General features: G+C 40.2%; 12 protein-coding genes and 1 other annotated feature. Of the genes, 9 read left to right on the top strand and 3 right to left on the bottom strand.

The window, feature by feature from the left end:
- Positions 1-18 precede the first annotated feature (18 nt).
- From IGI80_RS02410 to IGI80_RS02375, 8 genes are all read left to right on the top strand, one after another.
- Complete coding sequence (locus tag IGI80_RS02410) at positions 19-972, top strand: siderophore ABC transporter substrate-binding protein (RefSeq protein WP_002375576.1); 954 nt, start codon at positions 19-21, stop codon at positions 970-972.
- Between the two features lie 147 nt (positions 973-1,119).
- Positions 1,120-1,365: a binding site (T-box leader), on the top strand.
- 49 nt (positions 1,366-1,414) lie between these two features.
- The gene (locus tag IGI80_RS02405) at positions 1,415-3,058 is read left to right on the top strand and encodes a peptide ABC transporter substrate-binding protein (RefSeq protein ID WP_002370085.1); all 1,644 of its coding nucleotides are present in this window, start codon (positions 1,415-1,417) and stop codon (positions 3,056-3,058) included.
- Between the two features lie 21 nt (positions 3,059-3,079).
- Entirely contained in the window at positions 3,080-4,300 is a 1,221-nt protein-coding gene (pepT, locus tag IGI80_RS02400) for a peptidase T (RefSeq protein WP_438722593.1), read from the top strand.
- Positions 4,301-4,385: 85 nt separating this feature from the next.
- The gene (locus tag IGI80_RS02395; protein ID WP_438722592.1) at positions 4,386-4,943 is read left to right on the top strand and encodes a GNAT family N-acetyltransferase; all 558 of its coding nucleotides are present in this window, start codon (positions 4,386-4,388) and stop codon (positions 4,941-4,943) included.
- Positions 4,944-4,977: 34 nt separating this feature from the next.
- Entirely contained in the window at positions 4,978-5,589 is a 612-nt protein-coding gene (locus tag IGI80_RS02390) for a YktB family protein (protein WP_438722591.1), read from the top strand.
- 365 nt (positions 5,590-5,954) lie between these two features.
- Positions 5,955-6,317 carry an LPXTG cell wall anchor domain-containing protein gene (locus IGI80_RS02385; protein WP_002396851.1) on the top strand — a complete coding sequence of 121 codons (363 nt, stop codon included), beginning with the start codon at positions 5,955-5,957 and terminating at the stop codon, positions 6,315-6,317.
- On the top strand, positions 6,304-10,584 hold the full coding sequence (locus tag IGI80_RS02380; protein ID WP_438722590.1) for a WxL domain-containing protein: 4,281 nt from the start codon (positions 6,304-6,306) through the stop codon (positions 10,582-10,584). The genes IGI80_RS02385 and IGI80_RS02380 overlap by 14 nt, the downstream gene beginning before the upstream one ends.
- A 495-nt stretch (positions 10,585-11,079) precedes the next feature.
- The gene (locus IGI80_RS02375; RefSeq protein ID WP_438722589.1) at positions 11,080-14,964 is read left to right on the top strand and encodes a WxL domain-containing protein; all 3,885 of its coding nucleotides are present in this window, start codon (positions 11,080-11,082) and stop codon (positions 14,962-14,964) included.
- A 54-nt stretch (positions 14,965-15,018) separates the two neighbouring features.
- Here IGI80_RS02375 and lepB read toward each other — a convergent pair whose 3' ends face one another.
- From lepB to rpsD, 3 genes are all read right to left on the bottom strand, one after another.
- Complete coding sequence (gene lepB / locus IGI80_RS02370; RefSeq protein ID WP_002385230.1) at positions 15,019-15,555, bottom strand: signal peptidase I; 537 nt, start codon at positions 15,553-15,555, stop codon at positions 15,019-15,021.
- A 61-nt stretch (positions 15,556-15,616) separates the two neighbouring features.
- Positions 15,617-16,165, bottom strand: a complete 549-nt coding sequence (locus IGI80_RS02365; protein ID WP_002354975.1) for a biotin transporter BioY — start codon at positions 16,163-16,165, stop codon at positions 15,617-15,619.
- 159 nt (positions 16,166-16,324) lie between these two features.
- On the bottom strand, positions 16,325-16,936 hold the full coding sequence (gene rpsD, locus IGI80_RS02360; RefSeq protein WP_002365342.1) for a 30S ribosomal protein S4: 612 nt from the start codon (positions 16,934-16,936) through the stop codon (positions 16,325-16,327).
- Between the two features lie 323 nt (positions 16,937-17,259).
- Here rpsD and IGI80_RS02355 point away from each other — a divergent pair, with 323 nt between their 5' ends.
- Positions 17,260-18,063, top strand: a complete 804-nt coding sequence (locus IGI80_RS02355) for a formate/nitrite transporter family protein (protein ID WP_002365340.1) — start codon at positions 17,260-17,262, stop codon at positions 18,061-18,063.
- Positions 18,064-18,100 lie beyond the last annotated feature (37 nt).

Here is an 18,100-nt window from a genome sequence, read left to right as displayed (position 1 = left end):
CGTTTTTGGAGGAAAAGAATGAAAAAGAAATTTTTAGCAATGATGGCAGTTTCAATGATGGGACTGTTAATGTTAAGTGCTTGTCAAACAAATAAAAAAACAGCAGATTCTGCAACAACAGAAACAACAGCTAAAACGGAAGTCACAGTCAAAGACACCAATGGTCAATTAACCGTTCCCAAAAATCCTAAGAAAGTCGTTGTTTTTGATAATGGTTCCTTGGATACAATGGATGCACTAGGTGTCGGTGACCGCGTGGTAGGTGCGCCAACTAAAAATATCCCTGCGTATTTGGAAAAATACCAAAAAGTTGAATCAGCAGGCGGCATTAAAGAACCAGATTTAGAAAAAATCAATCAACTAAAACCAGACTTAATTATTATTTCTGGTCGTCAACAAGATTATCAAGAACAATTAAAAGCCATTGCGCCAACCATTTACTTAGCTGTAGATGCCAAAAATCCTTGGGCATCAACGAAACAAAATATCGAAACGTTAGGCACTATTTTTGATAAAGAAGAGGTAGCTAAAGAAAAAATAACTGGCTTAGAAAAAGAAATTGCTGACGTGAAAAAACAAGCAGAAGCTAGCGCGAATAATGCGCTTGTTGTGTTAGTTAACGAAGGACAACTTTCCGCTTACGGAAAAGGCTCTCGTTTCGGTTTAATTCATGATACATTTGGCTTCAAAGCAGCAGACGATAAGATTGAAGCTTCCACTCATGGGCAAAGTGTTTCTTACGAATATGTTTTAGAAAAAAATCCTGGGATTCTCTTTGTGGTAGATCGCACCAAAGCAATTGGTGGCGACGATTCAAAAGATAACGTCGCTGCAAACGAATTGATTCAAAAAACCGATGCTGGTAAAAATGATAAAGTCATTATGCTTCAACCAGATGTTTGGTATCTAAGCGGTGGTGGATTAGAATCAATGCATTTGATGATAGAAGATGTTAAAAAAGGATTAGAGTAAAATTGTTTTAGAAAAGAGGGATTGAAACCTCTTTTCTTTTTTTAATGAAAAACAAAAAAGTTTTAAATTAAAAATGTGGTTGACGGCCTCGAAAATGTTTGCTAAACTATCCGTAAATCAGTATGATTGATGAAACAAATAAAAGAACAAAATGTGATGAGAAGGAAAGTACTTTTTAAAATAGCTTGCAGAGAGCCTCGTTTGGTGAGAAGAGGTAGTGACGTTAAAGGGGAAAATGGCCTTTGAACAGGTTGGTTGAAGCCGTTTGCTTAAACCAATTCAGGTGCGCCTGTTATAGCGCTACAGTATGATTGTACTGGAAACGAGCGGATCTTTTTTAGCGAAGAGATCAACAAAGGTGGTACCGCGATTGCATAAGCATTCGTCCTTTTTAGGACGAATGCTTTTTTTATTTGTTTAAAAAATATGAGGGGGCAACAACATGAAATTGGGGAAAAAAGTAGTAGGTTTGATTGCAACAGGGTTTCTTTTAGCCGCATGTGGCGGAACCAAAGAAGCGGCAGAGAAAGTAGATTCGGGAAATTTAGCAGCTGAACAAAAAATCAGTATTAGTTCACCTGCACCAATCTCAACATTGGATACAACACAAACAACAGATAAAAATACCTTTACAATGGCACAACATTTATTTGAAGGCCTTTATCGGTTTGATGATGATAGTGCCACGGTGCCAGCTCTAGCTAAAGATGTCAAGATTAGTGACGATGGACGCAAGTACCACTTTACCTTGCGGGAGGGGATTAAGTGGAGCAACGGCGAGCCAATCACGGCCCAAGATTTTGTTTATTCTTGGAAAAAACTGGTGACACCAGCGACGATTGGACCGAATGCCTATTTACTAGACAGTGTTAAAAATAGTTTTGAAATACGCAACGGTGAAAAGTCAGTCGATGAATTAGGGATTTCAGCCCCTAATGACAAAGAATTCATTGTTGAATTAAAACAGGCCCAACCTTCCTTCTTAGCAGTCGTTTCGATTGCTTGGTTAGCGCCACAAAGTCAAAAATTTGTCGAAGCGCAAGGCAAAGATTACGCCTTGGATAGTGAACATTTACTTTATAGCGGGCCATTTACGCTAGCCAATTGGGATGCGACTTCAGATACTTGGACATTGAAAAAAAATCCAGAATACTATGATGCGGATCAAGTGAAACTGGAAGAAGTTGCGGTTAGCACAATCAAAGAAGATAATACTGGGATTAATTTATATCAAGCGAATGAACTAGACTTAGTTCGCATTAATGGACAATATGTTCAACAATATCAAGATGATCCAGGCTATGTCAGTCATCCAGATGTGGCCAACTACTTCTTAGATTTCAACAAAAAAGAAGGAACGCCATTAGCGAATGTTCATTTACGAAAAGCGATTGGCCAAGCAATTGATAAAGAAGCCTTAACACAAAGTGTCTTAAACGATGGGTCAAAACCCCTCAACGGATTGATTCCAAGTAAACTTTATGCGAACCCAGAAACAGATGAAGATTTCCGAGCTTACAGTGGCGAATATTTGAAAAATGACGTCAAAAAAGCTCAAGCTGAATGGACGAAAGCCCAAGCGGATGTCGGTAAAAAAGTGAAACTTTCCTTGCTGGCGGCAGATACAGATCAAGGAAAACGAATTGCTGAATATGTTCAAAGTCAGTTGCAAGAAAATCTGCCAGGTTTAGAAATTACCATTTCATCGCAACCAAGTAATAATGTGAATCAATCGCGACGTGAAAAAAATTATGAGTTGTCCCTTTCAGGATGGATTGCCGGCAGTAGTGAATTAGACTCTTACTTTAACTTATATGCGGGAGAATCAAGTTACAATTATGGCAATTATCATAATGCCAAATACGACCAACTGGTAGAAGATGCGCGAACGATTAATGCCAATAATCCAGAGAAACAATTTGCAGAATACAAAGAAGCGGAAGACATCTTGTTGAACCAAGATGCTGCCCAAGTACCGCTGTATCAAAGTGCCTCAAATTATCTAATCAATCCTAAATTGAAAGGCATTAGTTATCACTTGTATGGGGACTATTTCCACTTGCGCAATGCTTATTTAACAGAATGATTCAGGAAGAAGGAGTAAAAAATGGAAAAATTAGTCGAACGATTTTTAACTTACGTGAAAGTTAACACCCGTTCAGATGCCAACAGTCAAACCACACCGACGACGGTCGGTCAAGTGGTTTTAGCCAAAATGATTGAAACAGAACTTCATGAATTAGGCTTGGCCGATGTGCATTATAACGAACAAAACGGCTTTTTAACGGCACGGTTGCCTGGTAACCAACCTGCAGCGAAGAGTATTGGGTTGATTGCACATCTGGATACGGCGGATTTTTCAGCAGAAAATATTCGTCCCCAAGTCATCACTAATTATGATGGCCAAGATGTCCTCTTGAATCAAGAACAAGGCATCGTTTTATCGGTTGCTGAATTTCCCAATTTAAAAGAGTATCAAGGGGAAACGTTGATTACTACAGACGGAACCACACTTTTAGGAGCAGATGACAAAGCGGGAATTGTCGAGATTTTAGCTGCTGTTGAGTATTTTTTGGCACATCCAGAAGTAGCGCGGGGCGATGTTTGGCTCGCCTTCGGTCCAGATGAAGAAATTGGACGCGGGGTCGATCAATTTGATGCGCCGAACTTCCCAGTCGCTTTTGCGTATACAATCGACAGTGGCCGCGTGGGGCATTTCGAGTATGAAACGTTTAACGCTGCTCAAGCTGTGATAACAATTGAGGGAACCAGTGTCCATCCGGGAACGGCCTATGGTTCGTTAGTAAATGCCATTAAATTAGGCGAACAACTTGATCAATCACTACCGCAAAAGGAAGTGCCAGAACAAACACGTGGAAATGAAGGATTTTATTTACTCAATAAATTTACAGGAAGTATTGAAAAAGCAGAACTTGTCTATATCATTCGGGATCATGATCAAGAAAACTTTCAAGCGAGAAAGCAATTTTTGGAAAAACAAGTCCAACGTTTAAATGCGCTGGCGGATAAACCCAGACTAACAATTACTTTCCAAGACCAATACTATAATATGAAGGAAATCATCGAAAAAGATTGGACTCCTGTAGAATTGGCCGTCCAAGCAATGGAAAGTTGTGACATTGAACCAATCATCACACCATTTCGTGGCGGTACAGATGGTTCTAAGATTTCTTTCATGGGCATTCCCACGCCTAATCTATTTACAGGTGGCGAGAATTTTCATGGGCAATATGAATTCATTACCGTTGAATCAATGGCCAAAGCTGTTCAGACGATCATTGCCATCATTCGCTTAAACGCTAATTAAAGAAACACGCAAGGGAAATGCCGATTTTCCTTGCGTGTTTCGCTGTTTTTCGGTAAAGTATGTAGAAAAGTAGGGAGTTTTGCTCATGAATTATCCATTGATTTTTGCAGAAAACCAACGAATCGAAACCGAACGCTTGATTTTAAGGCCCGTCACATTAGCCGATGCAGAAGATATGTACGAATATGCTTCAGATGAGGAAACGGTCCGCTATGTGTTTTTGAAAAATCAAACAATCGCTGAAACAAGACAAAACATTGCTAAATTTTTTATGGGGGAACCTTTAGGAAAATATGGGATTGAAGTGAAAGAAACGGGCAAAATGATTGGCACGATTGATTTGCGGGTCAATGAAACCAATAATATTGGAGAATTAGGCTATGTCTTGAACCGTGCCTTTTGGGGCAATGGCTACATGCCTGAAGCCGCGACGGCGTTAGTTGAACTGGGTTTTGCAAAAATGAAACTCATGAGAATCTTTGCTTTACATGATCAAGACAATCCAGCTTCTGGTCGTGTCATGGAGAAAATTGGTTTTACCTACGAAGGAACACTACCCAATGCTCGAATTAATAAAGGGAAAATTGTCACAGATGTTTATCGTGGGATGACACTGGAAACATGGCAAAATCGACAAAAATAGAAGCGGAAGACAAGTTAAGAGAGGAATTAGAGAAATGTTGATGTTTACAGAAAAAGAATTCGCAGCCTTTGAAGTTGCTGGATTAGATGAACGAATGGCGGTTATCCGTGCGCAAATTCAACCTATTTTTCAAGAATTAGACACGTATTTTGCCGAACAACTAGCGCCTGAACTAGGAACGGAGTTGTTTGTCCATATTGCGCAACATCGCCGTCGCACCGTGTATCCACCAGAAAATACTTGGTCAGCACTTAGTCCGAATAAGCGCGGGTATAAAATGCAGCCGCATTTTCAATTAGGCATTTGGGGCGACTATGTGTTTATGTGGTTGTCATTCATTGATAATCCTAAAAATGAAAAGCAGATTGCGCAAGCCTTTTTAGAGAATCAGCAATTATTCCAAGCATTACCAGAAGATACGTATGTTTCCTTGGATCACACGGTTCCTCAAATTACTCCGCTGATGGAAACGGATTTAGAAAAAGCCTTAACTCGTTTTAGAGATGTAAAAAAAGGTGAGTTTGAAATTGGGCGCATCATTCCCAAAGATAGTGTCTTGTGGCAACCCCCTGAAAAAGCACGCGCTTATATGTTGGCAACCTATCAACAACTCCTGCCATTGTATCAATTAGCTGTTGCCCAATAAGAGAAACAGACAGTTATTTTGTGTTTTAGTGTTATTTTATCGAATTATCCAATCGTCAAAAATGAGAAAAGCTCACAATGTTAGTTTTAATTACTAACATTGTGAGCTTTTCTTTAGTTTTTTTGAAAAAAATTAAGGGATGACTGGCTGATTTCTATGGAAAAGTACGTTTTGATAGCCTTTTTTGCTTAAATAACAAGAGTAGCAACCCTTGCTTAATAAGGGATTTTCGCGAATAGATGTTGTCAAATGAAAAAAAATGATGTTTTGAACAAAGAGTTCTTTGCTATTATAAAGGTATGAAAAAGGTTGTTTACGCATTCTTTATATAGAAGAATGTGAATGAGTTAAAAGGAGGTTTTTAAATGAAAAAAAAGCGTTATTTAATAATTGCGTGTTTACTATTTTCCCCTAGTTTTTTTATAAATGTTGAAGCATCTGAGGGTGGTTCTAGTTCGGTGGGAATTGAATTTTACCAAAATCCGGCAACACCCGCTCCTAAAGATGCCCCACCGAAAACAGATGAGCCAGCTGCGGATCCCAAGGAACCAGCTGGTCCTCTGCAAGGAGATCAACGAAGTGGTGGTTCGACACAGACCACCACAACTGGCTCGCAGCTCCCTCGTACAGGGAGCAAGAGTCAGGCAAATCTTAGCATTCTTGGTCTTGTCCTGATTGGTCTTGTCGGAATGGTCCAGAGAAAGAAGGGACGACATGAAGCAAACTAAGTGGCAACGATTAGCAACCATTGGCTTGTGTAGTTCTTTAGTGATTAACGCCTTTTCTGGCGCGACCGCAGTTGCGGAAACAATCACGATTGAAAGTAGTCCGACAGTAGCAAGTAGCGCTAAGGAAGCAACATCAGCAAGTAGCGCAACGCCAGAAAGTACGGAAAGCAGTCAAGAAACGACTGAAACGAGTCGGGAAGAAGTGACACAGGAAACAGTGGAACAAGAAGATACAACGGAAATAGCTCAAGAAGAAAATCTGCTGGAACCATCTGGTATTCAAGCGAAAATTATGCCTAGAGCATTTGTCTGGGCAGCTACAGGAACCACGAATAGAACCACGGTTCGTCTTAACGATGTAGTTGATTATCGAATGAAACTGGAAAATATTACAACAGATGATACAAATTCAGATATTGTTGGTCCGATTCGAATTGAATCAAAATTGGCAGCTGGAATGACTAGACCAACGTCAGTTATTATCAAAGTTGGCCCCGAGGAACAAAATGTAGTTATAGGAGAAGGCTCTCATAATGCCAATAGTGGTGGCGAATATTTTGTTTGGACAGAGTCGACTAGGACGGTCACTGCATTTATCAATCGTCTACACGGGCGAACTTCTGGAAATACTGGGTATATCAAAACATTGTATTTTCAGACAAGAATTACTTCGGGTACACACAACGAAAAAAAATATATCGATTCCACGATTCGATTTAATGGATTTGGCGCAGTGAATAGACGAAATGAAATGACGTATGTGGATAGATTTTCTGGTAACTTAGGTTTGAAAGGGAATTTAAAATTTTACGATGAGGATGGAGTGGCTAGTAAGGAACAAATGAGTCTTTCCATAAACCCAGTATTATTTAAATCAACCAATTCGAGAGTAGAAGGGACGCTGTTAAGATATCCTTTAACTATGACAAATGCTGGTAGTGGGCTTTATAGGTTTGATACAGGACTAAAAAATATAGGTACTAGTAACGGGGGTTCGTGGTTTTTCTTTAGTAACGATATTGCGATTAATTTTGCTACAGCTACCACCAATAGAATTGATAAAATTGTGTTAGCACCACCTAAAGCAACACTTCCAGACAGCCGAACAGGTGTGATGACTTCCAGAGCGTACACATCAACAACTTATACGAGAAGTAACTATGATATTTCAACATATAACTTTACTAAAGCGACTGGTAAGACATGGCGTATAACGAATCGTAGTTCTAATAGCGGAGTAAGCACCAATATTATGTTTAGTGACAATCTTGTAGGAACAACAGGACAGTTCAATAAAGGGAATTCTGGTGCTACTATTAATTATTATATTTATTACAAAAAGCTTTATGAGAATTTTGTTAATAGTAACGGACAAAAAATTACACCACCATCAGGATTCACACAAGGAAAGCGAACGGTTATTAATAGTGAAGCGTACACTTTTAAACAAAGTGGCACCTTGCCAGATACCTATCAAGCAGACGGCAAAACCTATAAGTTCAAAGGTTGGTACAAAGGCAAAACCAAGCCAAACACCTTGACCACCACCAAAGCACCAAGCTATGCGGTGACTTATAACAATGATGATGATTTGACGGTGGTGTATGAGGAGATTGAAGCTTTTGATTTCCCAGCGCTGACCTATCAATTCGGGTTCGTGGACGAGTCTGGCAAACGAGTAGATGCTTCGACAATTGGGTTGACTTATGACAAATGGCGTGGGGAGTTGTTAACAAATAATGTCAATGACTGGAAAACAGTCAGTCTTGAAAAAGGTCAAGTTGCACCAACTAAAAACAACTTGAAGGAAATTGCTTATCCTGCGCAATCTCTTGAAATAATGAGTGGGCGAAGTTCACAATATAGTGCGGCTAATTTAACCTTTACACCGCCAAGATACTATGAAAAAATGAGTGTTTATAACAAGAGTGGTACTTTTGATGCAGGCTACCCGTTTCCAAATATCCAAAATAATAATAGTTCAGAACCATCTGTTGAAGGCTTAAACAAAAATCTTTCTAGCTGGTTTGAACTAAAGAAAAGAGGGAACCAATCGTTTGTTTTTAACAAACCGATTCCAGCAGCACCAATCGATGTTCAGGTGCCTGCTTACTTGCGAGAGATTGTCTATAATCCCGATCTGATATCAAATACAGCCGTCTATTATGTAATAGATAAACCTGTCTACTACTATTTAACCAACCGCAAAGTCACCGAAAACTTCGTAGACACAAGCGGTGCCAAAATTACACCACCAACAGGTTTCACCCAAGGAAAACAAACAGCGATTACCAGTGACCCATACACCTTCAAACAAGCAGGTACCTTACCTGATACCTACACAACAGGGGGTAAGACCTACAAGTTCAAAGGCTGGTACAAAGGGAAAACCAAAACCGAGCTTTTAACCACGACGAAAGCACCAAGTTATGGGGTAACCTATAATGATAATGATGATTTGAATGTGGTGTATGAAGAAGTAACAGCTATTTATCCAGGGTTCTATGCGCAATTTGTTGATGAACAAGGCAAAGCTTTTACTAATCCGCTAACTCTTTCTGGAAATTATACTGAGTTTCTCAGAAAGACAGGCACTACTGTTTTTGAAACGAAGGGCGCCTTTTACCCAATGGTAGGTAAGCGCGATACAACAGTGACAAATAAGTATAAGATTGAAACAACGAGTAGTCTTGCAGTACCAAATAATTATTGGACAGCCATGCCTGCTGACATTGCTAATAGAGGGTACGCATTAAATAACTTGGATATTACCAATCAAATGAAATATGTTGACAAGATAGAAACTACTGACACGCACACTACAATGTACGATTATACTGGAGTTTCGGACATTGGGGGCAAACCAAACAATACTTCTCAGACAGAATTAAATCCTATTGATAAAACATTTGTTAAGCAAACAGATAACACTTTTGCGATAAAATCAATTTGGGGAAATGGAACGTTTTCGCATATAGTTCCCAAAATGTTATTGTTAGCAGAAAGTGGCAGTTTTTCAAGATTATTCGGGTTTGATGGTACTCCAGACTACAAGCAAACCGTAAACTACAAAGTCACCCGTAAACAAGTCACCGAAAACTTTGTTGATGCCAACGGTGCCAAAATCACCGCACCAACAGGCTTTACACAAGGGAACCAGATTCCCATGACGAGCAACACCTTCAAGTACACAGCCGCAAAAACCTTGCCAGCAACTTATACCGCAGGTGGCAAGACCTATACTTTCCAAGGCTGGTACAAAGGTAAAACGAAGCCTAATACTTTAACAACAAGCACTACGCCAACATACAATACAACCTTTGATGGCAATGACGACATGACGGCGATGTATAAGGAAGAAGTACCGAAAGCAAGTGTCGCTTTAACTCGCACTACCGCTGAAACCGTGACTAGCGGCGGCAATGTCACCTGGCGTGCCACAATTACCAATACAAGCCAAGCGCCACTAACCACGGCGACCATCAAGAAATCAACCGCTTGGACAACTGGCTTAGCAGCACCAACCGCCATGATTGTCACGCCAGCTGGCGGAACCGCGAAAACAGTTCCCGTCACAGCGACTACGTGGACCAATGGTGTTAGCTTAGGCACTGACATTCCCGTAGGAAAATCTGCCACGGTTCAGTTCACTACGAAAGCAACGGGGACAGCGGGGCAAGTCTTGCGCGCTGGGATTACCACCAGTGGGAATTACAGTGGCGTGTCTGCTTCGGCCACCGTACGTGTGAAAGACAATGATCAAGCAATTGTGACACCAACGGCTGAAGGCTTCATCAGTGTTCCAACGTTCAATTTTGGTCAGGTTGGGGTAGCGGGAAGCACGCAACAGCACAGCTTGAAAAAAGCCGCTGATTATTATGGCAACGGCACACGCAATCCCTATCTGCGGATCAAGAAAACCCAACCGAATTGGAGCCTAACGGCGCAGCTGTCACAACCAAAATCAGCGACAGACAGCTTGCCGACAGCGACCCGCTTATTATTAGGGGCGGCTCCTGTTTCGAGTTTCTCAAATTACAACCAACCTACCGAGTTGAAAAATGCGGTCGGTACTACGAGTGCCATTAGCTTGAATGCCAACAACACGGCCACTAGGATTATTGCCAACCAGCAATTCACTGGGAGTAATATTTATCAGTTGGACTTCACCTTCAACAATGTCAAACTTGAAGTGCCAGCCAACCAAGGAGTCAAAGGGCAACAATACCAAGCCGCAGTTACGTGGAACTTAGTTACAGGTCCTTAAAATAGTTAAGTTATCATGAGGAAAGCTCAAAATGTTAGTATCAAACACTAACATTTTGAGCTTTTGTTTATGTAAATTAAGGAATTTGGCTGAAAATCAGTAGCAAAATGGCAGATTCTCTTAATTTTCGAGTGTTTTTCCAGTGAAAAAGTGCTCTTCCGCCTTGGTATAATAGGAATCATCAGAAAAGTAGCTTAGCTGTAGCAAAATTTAAAATTTCAGGGCCACCTTTTTTTTGATAGAATAATGGAGAAAATTAAAAGCTGTACATATACCAATGAACAATAAATCAATACATAAAAAAGGAGAATAGCATGAATCAAAAATGGCAAAAGTTACTTCCAACAAGGAACTCACCTAAGAGGTGGTTCAGCACAAGCTATCACGACTGACCCTTGCGCCCTGTACGAAGGGATAAGGGGCAAGCAAATCTTAGCATTCTCAGCTTAGCCTTCATCGGCTTGGCGGGAATGGTACATAGAAAGAAGGGACGACATGAAGAGAATTAACTGGCAACGCTTAGCAACCATTGGCTTGTGTAGTTCTTTAGTGATTAACGCCTTTTCTGGCGTAACAGCCATTGCGGAAACAGTCATGAGTGAAAGTAGCCCGACAGTGGCAAATAGTATTAAGGAAGCAACACCAGCAAGTAGCGCAAGGCAAGAAAGTACGGAAAGCAGTCAAAAAACGACTGAAACGAGTCAGGAAGAAGTAACACAGGAAACAGCGAAACAAGCAGAGACAAAAGCGCCACTGGAAACACCAGAGATAAAAACAAACACAACAGAACAACCTGCAGAAAATAGTAGTGAAAATGACCGACAAAAGAGTATTTCGCCACGTTGGGTGCCGAATAATCAAGTGATTTATCCGAGAATAACCTTGGCTTTCACTAATGAATCAGGGCAAGCTTTTACTGATGAAAACTTAACGTTATCAGGGACGTATACTAAATTTGGATATGAAAACGCAACTAGTTTATGGCGATCGTATGCGGTTAATTATCCAATTACTTCTTCTAATGCAGAAGGCGGTCAATATCGAGTAGCTGTCAATGCAACGGTTCCTTTACCATACGATTTTTTTACAGATTTACCAGCAAATTATAGGATGAATATATACGCGGTTGAACAATTAAAGATTGATAACACGCTAAAGTATGTCGACAGTATTGTTGCTGTGCCCGATTCTACACTGAGGATGACCAGATATAGTGCACAACAAACAACTGAGTTACCGCAGTTTGGAAATCATATGACTCCTTTTGTATTACGCACAAGAGATAGCGTGTTTTCTAAAAGCAGTGAAAATGTTTTCTCTCTAAACACGGATGGTAATGAATTTTTAAGAATCCTGAGTGTCGCCCCCATTGGCACTCCAGTAGAACCAGTATTATACGGATTTGATGGCACTGCAACGTACCGAGAAACACTTAATTACGTAGTCACTCGGAAACAAGTCACCGAGAAGTTCGTAGATGCTAACGGCGTAGCTATCACGCCGCCAACAGGTTTTACCCAAAACAAGAAAACACCAATGACCAGCAATGACTTCACCTTCAAACAAGCTAGTACTTTGCCGGACACCTATCAAGCAGACGGCAAAACCTACAAATTCAAAGGCTGGTACAAAGGCAAAACCAAGCCAAATACCTTGACCACGACCAAAGCGCCAAGCTATGCGGTGACCTATGATGGGAATGACGATTTGACGGTGGTGTATGAGGCGATTCAAGAAGGAAAAGGAATGTCATCTGTTCAGGTGATGAATAAGGCGATTCAGAATCCAGTGGCTTTGCCTGATCGCATGTATCGTGTCCTATTTATCAATGAAACAGGGGGGCTGACATTTGCTGATCGTTATGGCTTTACTGGAGAATTAGTTGAGGTTGCGGATGGCAAAGTGACGCCAATTGGCCCAGTCCCGACTAACAATAATAGCGCAGTAAAAGAAATCACTATACCAGGTCGGGTTTTCGATACAGAAAGACCTACGCCGTTGCAATATGGAGTTCGCAATGCAACCTTTACGTTGCCCAAAATGTATAAAACCGTAACGTATCAACCTGGCCCAAATTATACAGGTACAGCCTACTCTATTCCAGAAACGTATCGTCTTAGTTTAAGAAGTGGTGTCAAAAGTGACATCGATACAACTGGATGGCGAATTGGTCTTGACCCGACAACAGATCCACAAAAGTTTACGATGAGCGGTATATACTGGTCATCAATGCCTACAAATGTTAGACTTGCAACACTATTAAGTGCGACTATTACTGGTAAAGGAGTAGAACCGAGTGTCTATACACTAGATGAAAATGCACGTATGTATCTTTACCTAGAAAATCGTCGTGTTACGGAAAACTTCGTAGATACCAATGGTACTAAAATCACCGCACCGTCAGGTTTCGCCCAAGGGAAAAAAACAGTAATTACTAGTGATTCGTACACCTTTAAGCAAAGCGGAGATTTGCCAGATACCTATAAAGTCGGCACGAAAACCTATCAGTTCAAAGGCTGGTACAAAGGTAAAAACAAACCAGACACCTTGACGACGACCAAAGCTCCCAGTTATCCAGTCACTTATAATGATGATGATGATTTGACGGTAGTCTATGAAGAAGTCGTGATGAAAACGTATAATTTACCAGCCAAAGATGTTTACTTTGGTTATGTTGATGAGGCAGGTAACCTATTGAATACAGCAGGCTTTTCTGTAGAAGCCGAATTAGGTGAAAGTGACGAAACTGAATCAACAGTATTAGGGAAAATTCAAGGAACTGATGAAGTGATGAGTAAATTAAAAAAATTATCGATTCCTGGCAAGTCATATGATTTCCCGATAGATAAGCTTAAGACATACGGTGCAAGGTATGTTAATCATACAATTCCTAAACAATATAAGACAATGTCGATTACACCGCTAGCTACTTATACGGGAGATAAAACAAAGTATCCTATGACCAAAGAGATCCGGAAAAATATAGAAGCGCCATATACGGTTGTTTCTCAAGCTGACGGAGTAGAAGCCTTCAAATTAACTAACGCTGGAACTTTTTTTAGAACCAGACGAGCTTTTTGGACATGGGACCCGAATAACACGTTGTATGCTATGGGAATTTATTCAGGGACAGTCGGAAAAAACTATAACTTAGCTTCTCCAGAGGGAACAATCTACTATTATTTAGAAAACCGTCGTGTCACTGAAAACTTTGTGGATCCAAGCGGCGCTAAAATTACACCGCCAACAGGCTTCACGCAAGGAAAACAAACGGTGATTGACAGTGATAATTTCACTTACGCTAGTACGAAAGCCTTACCAGACACTTATACAACAGGAGATAAATCCTATAAGTTCAAAGGCTGGTACAAAGGTAAAACCAAACCAGGCACCTTGACAACGACTAAAACACCAAGTTACGCCGTGACTTACGACGATAAAGATGACATGACAGCGGTCTATGAGGAAGTCCAACCAACAGCAGAAATGACGGTTAGTCGGTTACTAGAAGTGATCCCAAATGAAGCTTCTATGATGTGGATAGTTAAACTAAAAAATACCAGTGAAGTTCCATTGACCAACGTTAAACTAGCTCCAACGGCCAAATGGGCGGCAGGTATTTCACCACCAACACAATTAGCTGTTCGCATTGGTAATACACCAAATAAAATTATTCCAGTGACGGCAGAACAATGGCAAGCAGGAGTTAACTTAGATATAGAGATTCCTGTGAACGGCGAAGCCTTAGTGACAGTGAACACAGCGAAAATTACGGGAGAACCAAGACAACTTTTAACCGCAGAAATGACAGCTAGTGGAAACTTTTCTGCAGTGACAGCTAGTAACTTTGTACGTATTCAAGGAGAAGATCAAACGATTACGCCAACACCAGTAGAAGAAGGTTTCATTAGTACACCAACATTTGATTTTGGGAAAATTACGATTAACAGTAGCACTAAGCAGTACGGACTGAAAAAAGCAGCTGATTACTATGGCAACGGCACACGTAATCCATATCTACGAATAAAGACAAGCCAACCTAATTGGCAGTTAACAGCACAATTGTCACAGTTAACAGCATCAGCTGATAGTTTGCCAACTAGTACGCGTTTATTATTAGGAAGTGCGGATGTTATAGCAATCGAAAACTATAATCAAGTCACAGAGTTAACAAATAAAGTTGGGGTTACGAAAGCCTTAACTTTGACGAGTGACGGCACATCTACACCAGTAATTCTTAATAACCAATTTACAGGTAATGATGTCTATCAATTAGATTTTGATTTTGCCAATGTGAAATTAGAAGTCCCTGCCAACCAAGGGAAAATAAATGAGAAATATCAAGGAACGGTAACGTGGAACTTAGTCACTGGACCTTAAAAAAATAGTAAACCGCCCCCAAAAAGTTAGACTTTTTGAGGGCGGTTTACTATTTTATGGAAAGCCAATTTTATCTAATGGATAATAACGAAAAGTCAAAACACCTTCCACACTCGCTTGTTTAACAAAGCCAAAATAACGACTGTCGTCTGAGCGCGGGCGATTATCCCCCAAGACAAAATACATGCCTTCTGGAACGGTCAGGGATTGGGTGGCTTCTAAGGTCTCTAGCGTAAAATCTTGGGTATAATTTTCATTTTTAGAGACATTTCGTTTAGCACTTGCTAAGTAATCTTCACTGAGTGATACACCATTAATATAAAGGGTATCATCGCGATACTCGACTGTTTCGCCAGGTAAACCAATTAAACGTTTGGCTACTCGTTGGCCGTTGCGAGGACTAGGGAAAGCGATAATATCAAAGCGCTGAGGCTTTTTAATCGAGGTCACCCATAAACGGTCGTTGTTATGAAGTGTTGGTTCCATTGAAGAGCCATTCACTGCAGCAGGGGAGAAAACATAGTGTCGAATCAGCAAGACAGCGACGACTAACAAAACCAACTGAACCAATCGTTTTAATAATGAGGACATGGACTTCACTCCTTTGTCCTTTTAGTGTACTACAGACAAGGAAAAGAAAAAAGTTTTCCCCTTAAGAAAGATGTGCTAAAAAACGTTTCATAAAGCGTTGGCGAATTAAAATACCAACATAAGCAGCTGCGACAGCCTTGATGATACCAGGAATAATAAACGGAGCAAACCCGCCAGCGAAAGCGTTTGGCCACGGCAGATTTGCGGAATATTTCAACCAAATCATGCCGAAAACTAAGGTAACTAAGGCACCGGCAATATTTGCGATAATGGCCCAAGTATAGTTAAAGGTTGTTTTTTCTAAAATATAACCAGTTAATAAGCCGTTAAAGATAAATCCGATTAAATAGCCGCCAGTTGGTCCAAAGAGTACACCGAACCCACTAGACATCCCAGCGTAAACGGGTAAACCAATTAATCCTAATAAGAAGTAAATTAAAATAGCGTAGGTCCCCGTTCGCTTGCCCAAAACGGTAGCGGTTAAGCCGATGGCAAATGTTTGTCCGGTTAGTGGGACAATCCCCAATGGAATTGTAAATTGTGAAAGTACAGCAATAATCACAGCGAATTCTGCTGCTAAAATTAAAGAGCGTAACGATGCTTTATTCATAAGAAGCCTCACTTTCTATTGTTAACCAATTATTTTTATTTGGTTAACAATAGTTTAGCGGAAGTGAACCATTTTGTAAAGAGGGCAAAGAAAAAAACCTTGCCAAGAAAGGCAAGGTTTTGAAAAAAGGTAAGAAACGTAGTTCGACCTTTTGAAATCTTAAAGTTTTTGGTTGTAGTATTCAACGACAAGTGCTTCGTCGATTTCTGGGTAAAGTTCATCACGTTCTGGTAAACGAGTGAAGCTACCTTCTAATTTTTCAGTGTCAAAGCTTACGAATGCTGGACGTCCAACAGTTGCTTCAACCGCTTCTTTAATTGTTGAGATGTTTTGAGATTTTTCACGAACACCGATCACTTGACCAACTTCAACGTGGTATGATGGAATATCAACACGTTTGCCGTCTACAGTGATGTGGCCATGGTTAACTAATTGACGTGCTTGACGACGAGTAGTTGCAAGACCTAAACGGTAAACAACGTTATCTAAGCGTTGTTCTAGTAAAACCATGAAGTTAACACCGTGTTTACCTTCTTTGATTTTGCTTGCTTTAATGAACAACGTACGGAATTGACGTTCGTTCATGCCATACATATGACGTAATTTTTGTTTTTCAGTTAATTGCATTCCGTATTCAGAAACTTTACCACGGCTGTTAGGTCCGTGTTGTCCTGGTTTGTAAGGGCGACGAGCTAGTTCTTTACCAGTACCTGATAAAGAGATACCTAGACGACGAGATACTTTCCATGATGGTCCAGTATAACGAGACATTAAAAATTCCTCCAATAAATAAATGTTTTTTTGGAGTAAAATAATTAGATGAAAAATTCATATTCGTTCAGTTCATTCTTCAACCTTCGCCTTTGCAGCCGCGGTTACGCAGTTGAACCAAGTTTGGCAATGAACTGTTGACGAGTTATTATTCTTCTGCTGCAATTATTTTACACAAAATCTAGTATACTTAATAGGATAGGAAACGTCAAGGTTTTAAAGTGAAATATGAAAAAAAGGTAGACAAAAACACTTTTCCTCATTAGAATAAGGGGAGATGTTTTGAAAATATAAGTTGAAAACGGAATGAAAGGGAGTTTACAATGAAGTCTGGTTCACCATTGTTTGAACAAATTGATAAATCCATCGACAAGAAAGTGAATTTATTCTCAAACAGCTTTTCCCGCTACGCTGTTCGTGCAATGCTTGCTTGTCTATTTTTAACGTTGGGAACAGCCGTTGCTTTTGCAATCGCAATTAAAGGAGAAGGAATTTCTCATGGTTTAGGGAAAATGCTTTACGCCTTCATGTTCAGTTGGTCACTTGTGATGATTTTATATATGAATGCCGAACTTGGTACCTCGAATATGTTGTACATGACTGTTGGGGTCTATCGTAAAAAAGTCAACTTTTCCTTAGCTGCAAAAATTTTATTTACCTGTATCTTATTCAATTTAATTGGTGGCGTCTTGTTTGGTTTCTTGGTATCACTTACGGTGCCGTTCCAAGATTTGCCAAAAGATAGTTTCTTCTTTACATCGATTGCTGGAAAATTAGAAAAAACCACCCTACAGATTTTAGTTGAAGCTATGTTCGCCAATATTGTAGTTAATACAGCCGTATTAGTGAGTATGCGAATGAAAGATGACGCCGGCAAAGTCGCGGCCATTATTTTCATTATCTTTATCTTTGCGTTCCTTGGTTTTGAACACGTGATTGCCAACTTCCCAGCCTTCAGTTTAGCTTACTTTGCTTCGAACGGCGCAATTGAAGCTTTCACAGCTGGTAATGTTGTTCATAATCTGTTCTGGGCCTTTATCGGTAACTTTATCGGTGGTGGCTTAATTATGGGTCTCGGCTATGCCTGGTTAGATAAAGACAACAAAAACTTAACGTATTTTGATTAATTGACCAACCAACTATACTAAAACATGGTACACTGTT

Source organism: Enterococcus sp. DIV1420a (genome assembly GCF_051712165.1).
Lineage (GTDB): Bacteria > Bacillota > Bacilli > Lactobacillales > Enterococcaceae > Enterococcus > Enterococcus faecalis.
Note: the sequence above shows the minus strand (reverse complement) of the source record. Positions and strands in the feature narration are given on the sequence as shown.